The sequence below is a fragment of the Pseudomonas sp. Pseusp97 genome, assembly GCF_047304025.1.
Lineage (GTDB): Bacteria > Pseudomonadota > Gammaproteobacteria > Pseudomonadales > Pseudomonadaceae > Pseudomonas.
The window spans coordinates 1-9,320 of record NZ_JBGLYK010000218.1; the positions used below are offsets into that span (position 1 = coordinate 1).

The following is a 9,320-nucleotide window of genomic DNA, read 5'->3' on the forward strand; positions in this document are numbered from 1 at the left end:
GTACGCATGCGCATGGCGGAAACCAACCGCCTGCTGGCCGCCCTGGCCGATTTCGACCGCCCGGTGGTCGCGCTGGTGGACGGCGTGGCCTACGGCGCCGGTTTCAGCCTGGCGCTGGCCGCCGACTTCGTCATCGCCACCGAGCGCGCGCGCTTCTGCATGGCCTTCGCCCGTATCGGCCTGGTGCCGGACCTGGCCGCGTCCTGGCTGCTGCCGCGCCTGGTGGGCATGCAGCGCGCCCGCGAGATCATCTATTCCGCCCGCGAGATCGGCGCCGCCGAAGCGGTACAGCTGGGCATCGCCCTGGAAAGCCATGCAGGCGAACGCGCCAGCGAGCGCGCCGAGGAACTGGCCCGCGCGCTGGCCCGGATGTCGCCCCCGGCCTTCGCCATGAGCAAGCGCCTGCTGGCCCGCAGCTTCGAGAACGACCTGGCCACCCAGCTCGACGCCGAAGCGGCTGCCCAGGCCGTGGCGCTGACCTCCGGCTATGTGAAGGAGGCTTCGGCGCGCTTCATGCGCAAGGAAACCCCGCTGTACCAGTGGCCGACCCGGCGCGACGACGAATAACCAGAAGAGTCCATCAGGAGACCCCCATGACCCAGACCAGCCCCGGCACCGCCATCCGCGCCGTGCTCGACCGCCAGCGCGCCGCGCACCTTTCCAGCGAACCGATGAGCGCCGAACGACGCATCGAGCTGATTGACCGCGCCATCGGCCTGCTGGTCGATCACCAGGAGGAAATCGTCGAAGCGGTGCGCGCCGACTTCGGCCAGCGCAGCGACGACTTCTCCCGCGTGGTGGAAGTGCTCTCGCCGCTGATGAGCCTGAAGCAGACCAAGGCCCAGCTCGCCGGCTGGATGCAGCCCGAACCGCGCCACTGCGAGCGCGGCGAAGCCTGGGTGGAGTACCAGCCGCTGGGCGTGGTGGGCATCGTCACGCCGTGGAACTTCCCGGTGAACATGGTCTTCACCGGCCTCGCCGGCGTGCTGGCCGCCGGTAACCGGGCGATCATCAAGCCCTCGGAATTCACCCCGCACAGCTCGGAACTGATCGCCCGGATGATCGCCTCGGTGTTCGCCGAGGACGAAGTCGCGGTGATCACCGGCGGGCCGGAAGTCGGCCAGGCGTTCTGCGCCCAGCCCTTCGACCACCTGCTGTTCACCGGCGCCACCAGCATCGGCCGCCAGGTAATGCGTGCCGCCGCCGAGAACCTGGTGCCGGTGACCCTGGAGCTGGGCGGCAAGTCGCCGACCATCATTTCCCGCTCCGCCGACTTCCAGGCCGCGGTGCAGAAGATCATCGCCGGCAAGCTGCACAACGCCGGGCAGATCTGCCTGGCGCCGGACTACGTGTTCGTCCCCGAGGAATCGCTGGACGACTTCATCGCCAGCGCCCGCGAAGTGATCGCGCGCTTCTACCCGAGCCTGCGCGACAACCCCGACTACACCTCGGTGATCAACGTTCGCCACCAGCAGCGCCTGCAGGGTTACCTGGACGAAGCGCGCGCGGCGGGCGTGGAGCTGATCGAGCTGAACCCGGCCGGCGAGGACTTCGCCGCGCAAGCCGGGCACAAACTGGCGCCGACTCTGCTGCGCAATCCCGGTGACGAGCTGAAGGTGATGCAGGACGAGATCTTCGGCCCGTTGTTGCCGATCAAGCCGTACAAGGACATCGGCGAGGTGATCGCCTACATCAACGCCCACCCGCGACCCCTGGGCCTGTACTACTTCGGCAGCGATGCCGACGAGCAGGCGCTGGTGCTGCGCCGCACCACGTCCGGCGGGGTGACCATCAACGACGTGATCAAGCACGTTGGCGTCGAGAGCCTGCCATTCGGCGGCGTCGGTCCTTCTGGCATGGGCGCTTACCACGGCCGCGACGGCTTCCGCACCTTCAGCCATGCCAAGGCGGTGTTCAAACCAGCCGACGGCCCGGACCTTATGCGCCCGCCCTACGTCGAACCGCTGCGCCAGGCCGTCGCCGCGATGATCACCCGCTGAGGAGCCGCCATGAAAGCCGCTGTACTGCGCCAACCGGGCACGCCGCTGACCATCGAGGAGGTTGCCATCGGCAAGCCCGGCCCGCGCGAGGTGCTGATCCGCACCCGCGCCGTCGGCCTGTGCCATTCCGACCTGCACTTCATCGAGGGCGCCTATCCCTGGCCGATGCCGGTGATCCTCGGCCACGAGGCCGCCGGCGTCGTCGAGCAGGTGGGCTCCGAGGTGCGCTCGGTAAAGCCGGGCGACCACGTCGTCACCTGCCTTTCGGCCTTCTGCGGGCATTGCTCGCACTGCGTTTCCGGGCACCTGTCGCTTTGCGTGTCGCCGGAAACCAAACGTGGCAAGAACGATGAGCCGCGCCTGAGCGAGGTCACCAGCCTCAAGCCGGTGAACCAGTTCATGAACCTCTCGGCCTTCGCCGAGCAGATGCTGGTGCATGAGAACGCCTGCGTCGCCATCCGCCGCGACATGCCGCTGGACCGAGCTGCCGTGCTCGGTTGTGCGGTGATCACCGGCACTGGCGCGGTATTCAACACCGCCCAGGTGCGGCCGGGCGAGACCGTGGCGGTGATCGGCTGCGGCGGCATCGGCCTCTCCACCATCAATGGCGCGGCGCTGGCCGGGGCAGGGCGGATCATCGCCATCGACCGGCTGGATTCCAAGCTGGAACTGGCGAAGACCTTCGGCGCCACCGACGTGATCAATGCCGCCGACGGCGATGCCGTGCAACAGGTGCTGGAACTGACCCGTGGCGGTGTGCAGCACGCCTTCGAATGCATCGGCCTGAAGCAGACCGCCGAGCAGGCCTTCGCCATGCTCGCGCGCGGCGGCAGCGCCACTGTTATCGGCATGATCAAGCCCGGCGTGAAACTGGAGCTGAGCGGGCTGGACTTCCTTGCCGAGCGGCGCATCCAGGGCTCGTTCATGGGCTCCAACCGCTTCCCGGTGGACCTGCCGCGGCTGGTGGACTTCTACCTGCAGGGCCGGCTGAAGCTGGACGAGCTGATTTCCCAGCGCATCGGCCTGGACCAGATCAACCAGGGCTTCGACGAGCTGCGCCGGGGCGAACTGGCGCGCTCGGTCATCGTCTTCGACCAGTGAATCGCGGAGAACCGACATGAAGACACGCATTACCGAACTGCTCGGCATCCGCTACCCGATCATCCAGGGCGGCATGATGTGGGTGGGCCGCGCCGAGATGGCCGCCGCCGTTTCCAATGCCGGCGGGCTGGGCATCCTCACCGCGCTGACGCAGCCGACCCCGGAGGCGCTGGGCGAGGAAATCGAGCGCTGCCGAACCCTTACCGACAAACCCTTCGGCGTAAACCTGACGCTGCTGCCGTCGATCAACCCGCCGCCCTATGAGCAGTACCTCGACGTGATCATCGCCAGCGGCGTGAAGGTGCTGGAGACCGCCGGCAACAACCCCGGCGAGTACATCGCCCGCGCCAAGGCCGCCGGGATGACGGTAATCCACAAGTGCGTGGCCGTGCGCCACGCGCTGAAGGCGCAAAGCCTGGGAGTGGACGCCGTGTCCATCGACGGTTTCGAGTGCGCCGGGCATCCCGGCGAGGACGACGTGCCCGGCCTGGTGCTGATCCCGCTGGCGGCGCGCCGCCTGCAGGTGCCGGTGATCGCTTCCGGCGGCATCGCCGATGGCGAAGGCATGGCCGCCGCGCTGGCCCTGGGCGCCGAAGGGGTGAACATGGGCACGCGTTTCTGCGCCACCGTGGAGGCGCCGATCCACGACAACATCAAGCGCGCGCTGGTGGGCGCCACCGAGCGCGACACCCGGCTGATCTTCCGCACCCTGCACAACACCGCGCGGGTGCTGCGCAACCCGATCTCCGAAGAAGTGGTGAGCATCGAGAAGCGCGGCGGTGCGCAGTTCGAGGACATCCGCCACCTGGTGGCGGGCGCCCGTGGTCGCGCGGCGCTGGAGAGCGGCGAAGCGGACGACGGCATAGTCACTGCCGGACAGTGCGTCGGCCTGATCGACGACATCCCCAGCTGCGCGGAACTGCTCGAACGCATGGTCCGCGAGTGCCGTGCCAGCCTGCAGCGTGCCCAGCGTTACGCGGGGAGCGAAGCATGAGTGCCAGCGATTTCATCGAAGAGGCGGGCGCCGTCCCCGCTGGTTTCCAGCCCATGTCGCGCCCGGGCTTCGTCAACAACTGCCGCGGCGTGTATGTGAACCTGGAGCGCCGCGTGGTCGCCGCGCGAATCCTCGAGGAACACCTGAACCCACTGGGCATCGCCCACGGCGGTTTCCTCGCCACCCTGGCCGACACCGGCTTCGGCACGGCGATCAAGCTCACCGCCGGCAGCGAGCTGCCGCCGGCCACCATCAATCTCGACATGGACTACCTGAGCCCGGCGCTGCCGGGGCGCTGGATCGAGGTCCGGGTGCAGATCCACAAGCTCGGCCGCAGCATCAGCGTGGCCAGCTGCGACCTGCTCGACGGCGACAAGCTGGTGGCGCGCGGCAAGGGCACCTTCATCAACAACACGCGCAGCCTGCACGGCCGCGCCGATTCGCAATGAGGCAGGAGCCAGCCATGGCCGAGACTTCCCCAGCCGCCGCGCCCGTCGGGCCGGAGGCGCAGTACCAGCGGTTCCTCCAGCAGGGCCGCTTCATGATCCAGCGCAGCGCTTCCACGGGCCGCCATGTGTTCTACCCGCGCGTGGCCGTCCCCGGCAGCGGCGAGACCGACCTGGAGTGGGTCGAGGCCGCCGGCACCGGGCGCATCTACGCCATCACCGTGAACCGCTCGCGCAACGCCAGCCATAACGTGGCGCTGATCGATCTCGACGAAGGCGTGCGCATGATGTCGCGCATCGAGGGCCGGGAAACCGCGCCCATCGGTAGCCGCGTGAGGGCGCGGGTGATCGAGGAGGACGGGCAGGCGCTCGTGGTGTTCGACGTGATCGACGAGGTGCAGGCATGAATTCGTCTATTCGCGGCAAGACCGCCATCGTCGGCATCGGCAGCGCCGGGATCGGCGAAGCCCACGGCTTCAGCGCCATGGAACTGCTCGGCCAGGCGTCGCTGAAGGCCATCGCCGATGCCGGACTGAAGCTCTCCGATGTCGATGCGGTGTTCTCCGCCACCAGCTCCCATGCCTTCCCCACGCTGTCGGTGTGCGAGTACCTGGGGATCAAACCGAAGTTCGTCGATGGCACCAACGTCGGCGGTTCCAGCTTCGAGTGGCACCTGCTGCAAGCCACCCTGGCGCTGCAGGCCGGCCTGTGCGACGTGGCGCTGATCTGCTACGGCTCCAACCAGCGCACTGCCGGCGGCAAGCTGGTGTCGATGAGCGAGCCGCAGTGGCACGAGACGCCCTACAAGCCGCGCCATCCGATCACCTCCTATGCGCTGGCGGCCAGCCGGCACATGCACCAGTACGGCACCACCCGCGAGCAACTGGCGGAAGTGGCACTGGCCGCACGCGGCTGGGCCAACCTCAACCCGGAAGCCTTCGCCCGTGGCCCGCTGAGCATGGACGACGTGCTGGCCGCGCGGATGGTCAGCGACCCGCTGAGCGCCGCCGATTGCTGCCTGGTGACCGATGGCGCCGGCGCCTGCATCATGGTACGCGCCGACCGCGCCCGCGACCTGCCGAACAAGCCGGCGTACTTCCTCGGCGCCGGCGGCGCGCAGTGGCACCGCTCTGTGGTGTGCATGCCGGACCTGACCGTCACCGCCGCCTCGGAAAGCGGCCCGCGCGCCATGCAGATGGCCGGCGTGAGCCATGCCGACATCGACCTGGTGATGCTCTACGACGCCTTCACCATCAACACCATCCTGTTCCTCGAGGACCTTGGCTTCTGCCCGAAAGGCGAGGGCGGACGCTTCGTCCAGGGCGGGCGCATCGCCCCCGGCGGCGAACTGGCGGTGAACACCAATGGCGGCGGCCTGTCGTGCGTGCATCCGGGGATGTACGGGATGTTCCTGATCCTCGAAGCGGTGACGCAGATCCGCGGCCAGGCCGGGGAGCGGCAGTTGCAGAAGGCCGATATCGCTCTGCTGCATGGCAATGGCGGCACCTTGTCCAGCCAAGTGACGGCGTTCCTCGGGAGTGAAGCGGCGCTTTAACGCACCTGTAGGAGCGAGCTTGCTCGCGAACCGATTTTCCGGATGCATTGGTGTGGCCGGTAACCACCTGTTCGCGAGCAAGCTCGCTCCTACGAAAGGCCGCGCAGCTCCGGTGTATCGGCGCAGAACTGCGAACGGCCACGCCCTCGTAGGAGCGGACCTTGTCCGCGAAGGGTGGGTTTGGCACGTCCTGTCAGGATTTCGCGGATAAGATCCGCTCCTACGAGAGCCCCTATGCCCACGGGGAAATGACCCTGTAGGAGCGAGCTTGCTCGCGAACCCGAATTTCCGGATGCGTTGGTGTGGCCGGTAACACCTGTTCGCGAGCAAGCTCGCTCCTACGAATGGCCGCGCCGTTCCGGTGTATCGGCGTAGCACTGCGAACGGCCGCGCTCTCGTAGGAGCGGACCTTGTCCGCGAAGGGTAGGTTTGGCACGTCCTGTCAGGATTTCGCGGATAAGATCCGCTCCTACGAGAGCCCCTGTGCCCACGGGGAAATGACCCCGTAAAGAAACAAAAGCGAAAGCCCGCCCGGCCCACACCGCGCGGGCTTTCTGCTTTTTCACCGTCCAGAAAATCCCCTCCGAAATTGGTCCGAACGAACTACAGCCAGCCCCGCGGCGCATCCCGATACTCGACCGCAGTACCCAACCCGTCGCCCAGCGCGACGCACAAGAACAACAGGTCTGAGGAACGCCTCGATGGACATCCATTACACGCCCGATGAGCTGGCCTTCCGCGAGGAAGTGCGGGCCTTCCTGCGCGACAAGCTGCCGGCGGAACTGGCCGCCAAGGTCAAGCTTGGCAAGCGCCTCTCCAAGGAAGACAACGTCTTCTGGATGCGCACCCTGAACGATCGGGGCTGGCACGTTTCGCTGTGGCCGGTGGAGTACGGCGGCACTGGCTGGAGCGTGGTGCAGAAGTACATCTTCGAGGAAGAGTGCGCGATCTCCGGCGCACCGCGCGTGCTGCCGTTCGGCGCGGTGATGGTCGGCCCGGTGATCATCAACTTCGGCACCGAGGAGCAGAAGGCCTACTTCCTGCCGCGCATCCTCGACATGACCGATTGGTGGGCCCAGGGCTATTCCGAGCCGGGCTCCGGCTCCGACCTGGCCAGCCTGAAGACCCGCGCCGTGCGCGAAGGCGAGCACTACATCGTCAACGGCCAGAAGACCTGGACCACCATGGGCCAGCATGCCGACTGGATCTTCTGCCTGGTGCGCACCGACCCGCAGGCCAAGGCCCAGCGCGGCATCAGCTTCCTGCTGATCGACATGAAATCCCCCGGTATCACCGTGCGTCCGATCATCACCCTGGACGGCGAACACGAGGTCAACGAAGTCTTCTTCGACAACGTCAAGGTGCCGGTGGCCAACCTGGTGGGCCAGGAAAACGACGGCTGGACCTGCGCCAAGTACCTGCTCACCCACGAGCGCACCGGGCTTGCCGGGATCGGCTTCTCCAAGCAGCTGCTGCGTCAGCTCAAGGGCATCGCGGCGCGCGAGCGCAAGGGCGGCAAGCCGCTGATCGAAGACCCGCTGTTCCGCGCGCAGATCGCCGAGCTGGAAATGCAGCTGATGGCCGCCGAGATGAGCAACCTGCGCATCCTCGCCGCTGCCCGGGAAGGTGGTGGCAGCGGCGCGGAAAGCTCGATCCTCAAGGTGCGCGGCACCGAGATCCGCCAGGCGATTACCCACCTGCTGCGCAAGGCCGTCGGGCCCTACGCGCTGCCGTTCCTCGAAGAAGAGATGGAGGCCTGCTCGGGTGACCTGCTGCACACCGATTACAGCGCCACCGCCGCCAGCCAGTACTTCATCATGCGCAAGCTCTCGATCTACGGCGGCTCCAACGAAATCCAGAAGAACATCGTTTCCAAAGTGAATCTCGGACTCTGAGAGGCAGCCGACCATGGACTTCAAACTCACTGAAGAGCAGCAGATGCTGCAAGACACGGCGGCGCGTCTGGTACGTGACGCCTACGGATTCGAACAGCGCGAGGCTTACCGCCGCAACGAGTTGGGCTACAGCGCCGATTTCTGGCGCCAGCTCGGCGAGCTGGGCCTGACCGGTGTGTCCCTGCCCGAAGCCTACGGCGGTTTCGGCGGCGGCGTGGACAGCATGCTGGTGCACACCGAACTGGGCCGCGGCCTGTGCCTGGAACCCTACCTGCAATCGGTGGTGTTCGCCGGCGGCCTGCTGGCCCAGCTGGGCAGCGAAGCGCAGAAGGACCAGCTGCTGACCCGCGTTGCCAGCGGCGAGCTGCAACTGGCGGTGGCCTTCGAGGAACCGCAGAGCCATTACGAGCTGAACAGCGTGGCCACTCGCGCCGAGCCGGTGAACGGCGGCTGGCGGCTGAGCGGGCGCAAGGTCGCGGTGATCGGCGGGCACAGCGCCGGGCTGATCCTGGTGTCGGCACGCGTGGCCGGCGGCGAGCAGGACGAGCAGGGCATCGGCCTGTTCCTCCTCGATCCGAGCGAGGCGGGCGTTAAACGCCGCGTCTACCCGACCGCCAACGGCCTCAAGGCCTGCGAGTTGTACCTGGACGGCGCTTTCGTCGCCAGCGAGCGTGTACTGGGTGAGCCGGGCCAGGCGTTCGACGCGCTGCGTTACCAGCAGGGCCGCGCCATCGCTGCGCAGTGCGCCGAAGCGGTGGGCGCCATGGAAGCCACCTGCGAGCTGACCCTGGACTACCTGAAGACCCGCAAGCAGTTCGGCGTCGCCATCGGTTCCTTCCAGGTACTCCAGCACCGCATGGTGGACATGCGTGCCGAGCTGGACCAGGCCAGCAGCATGGCGATCCTCGCCGCCTGCGTCGCCGACCAGCCCGACAGCGCCGAGCGCAGCCGCGCCCTGGCGGCGGCCAAGTACATCGCGGTCCGCGCGGGGCGCTTCATCTCCGAGCAGTGCATCCAGCTGCACGGCGGTATCGGCCTCACCGATGAGTACCTGGGTTCGCACTACGCCAAGCACCTGGTGATGATCAGCCACCAGTTCGGCGACGACGATCATCACCTGCAGGCGTTCAGCCAGCTGATGGATGTGGCATAGAACGTAGGGCGCATAACGCGCCAGCGTTATCCGCCGCTGGCCGAATGACGGCGGATAACCGCAAGCGGTTATGCGCCCTACGGCCTGGCATGAATCCGTTCGCGAGCAAGGACGCGCAGAAAGGGGGTTCCCCGATAGCGGATGGTTTGAGGGGCCTGAGGCGGGGGACCCACTAA

Annotated in this window: 9 protein-coding genes; all 9 read left to right on the forward strand. The window is 67.3% G+C overall.

What is annotated here, in order from left to right; genetic code table 11:
• Positions 1 to 567, forward strand: a 567-nt coding sequence (locus tag ACCC94_RS24650; protein ID WP_413352245.1) for an enoyl-CoA hydratase/isomerase family protein, incomplete at its 5' end; no start/stop codon positions are given.
• Positions 568 to 593: 26 nt separating this feature from the next.
• Entirely contained in the window at positions 594 to 2,000 is a 1,407-nt protein-coding gene (locus ACCC94_RS24655; RefSeq protein WP_413352246.1) for a coniferyl aldehyde dehydrogenase, read from the forward strand.
• 9 nt (positions 2,001 to 2,009) lie between these two features.
• Complete coding sequence (locus tag ACCC94_RS24660) at positions 2,010 to 3,101, forward strand: Zn-dependent alcohol dehydrogenase (RefSeq protein ID WP_413352247.1); 1,092 nt, start codon at positions 2,010 to 2,012, stop codon at positions 3,099 to 3,101.
• A 16-nt stretch (positions 3,102 to 3,117) separates the two neighbouring features.
• Positions 3,118 to 4,095, forward strand: coding sequence for an NAD(P)H-dependent flavin oxidoreductase (locus ACCC94_RS24665; protein WP_413352248.1), 978 nt, complete (start codon positions 3,118 to 3,120; stop codon positions 4,093 to 4,095).
• Entirely contained in the window at positions 4,092 to 4,544 is a 453-nt protein-coding gene (locus ACCC94_RS24670; protein ID WP_413352249.1) for a PaaI family thioesterase, read from the forward strand. Before ACCC94_RS24665 ends, ACCC94_RS24670 begins: the two co-directional genes overlap by 4 nt.
• A gap of 14 nt (positions 4,545 to 4,558) precedes the next feature.
• Positions 4,559 to 4,948 carry a Zn-ribbon domain-containing OB-fold protein gene (locus ACCC94_RS24675; RefSeq protein ID WP_413352250.1) on the forward strand — a complete coding sequence of 130 codons (390 nt, stop codon included), beginning with the start codon at positions 4,559 to 4,561 and terminating at the stop codon, positions 4,946 to 4,948.
• Positions 4,945 to 6,096: a thiolase gene (locus tag ACCC94_RS24680; protein WP_413352251.1), complete on the forward strand. Its 1,152-nt coding sequence runs from the start codon at positions 4,945 to 4,947 to the stop codon at positions 6,094 to 6,096. Before ACCC94_RS24675 ends, ACCC94_RS24680 begins: the two co-directional genes overlap by 4 nt.
• Positions 6,097 to 6,797: 701 nt before the next feature.
• Positions 6,798 to 7,991, forward strand: coding sequence for an acyl-CoA dehydrogenase family protein (locus ACCC94_RS24685; protein WP_413352252.1), 1,194 nt, complete (start codon positions 6,798 to 6,800; stop codon positions 7,989 to 7,991).
• 13 nt (positions 7,992 to 8,004) lie between these two features.
• Positions 8,005 to 9,144 (forward strand): acyl-CoA dehydrogenase family protein, encoded by a 1,140-nt coding sequence (locus ACCC94_RS24690; protein WP_413352253.1) that lies wholly within the window; start codon positions 8,005 to 8,007, stop codon positions 9,142 to 9,144.
• Positions 9,145 to 9,320: the final 176 nt, after the last annotated feature.

Excerpts from the sequence above, each read along its gene's own strand:
- ACCC94_RS24665 (WP_413352248.1), top strand. The coding sequence starts at position 3,118 with ATGAAGACACGCATTACCGAACTGCTCGGCATCCGCTACCCGATCATC.
- ACCC94_RS24680 (WP_413352251.1), top strand. The coding sequence starts at position 4,945 with ATGAATTCGTCTATTCGCGGCAAGACCGCCATCGTCGGCATCGGCAGC.
- ACCC94_RS24660 (WP_413352247.1), top strand. The coding sequence starts at position 2,010 with ATGAAAGCCGCTGTACTGCGCCAACCGGGCACGCCGCTGACCATCGAG.
- ACCC94_RS24675 (WP_413352250.1), top strand. The coding sequence starts at position 4,559 with ATGGCCGAGACTTCCCCAGCCGCCGCGCCCGTCGGGCCGGAGGCGCAG.
- ACCC94_RS24685 (WP_413352252.1), top strand. The coding sequence starts at position 6,798 with ATGGACATCCATTACACGCCCGATGAGCTGGCCTTCCGCGAGGAAGTG.
- ACCC94_RS24670 (WP_413352249.1), top strand. The coding sequence starts at position 4,092 with ATGAGTGCCAGCGATTTCATCGAAGAGGCGGGCGCCGTCCCCGCTGGT.
- ACCC94_RS24690 (WP_413352253.1), top strand. The coding sequence starts at position 8,005 with ATGGACTTCAAACTCACTGAAGAGCAGCAGATGCTGCAAGACACGGCG.
- ACCC94_RS24655 (WP_413352246.1), top strand. The coding sequence starts at position 594 with ATGACCCAGACCAGCCCCGGCACCGCCATCCGCGCCGTGCTCGACCGC.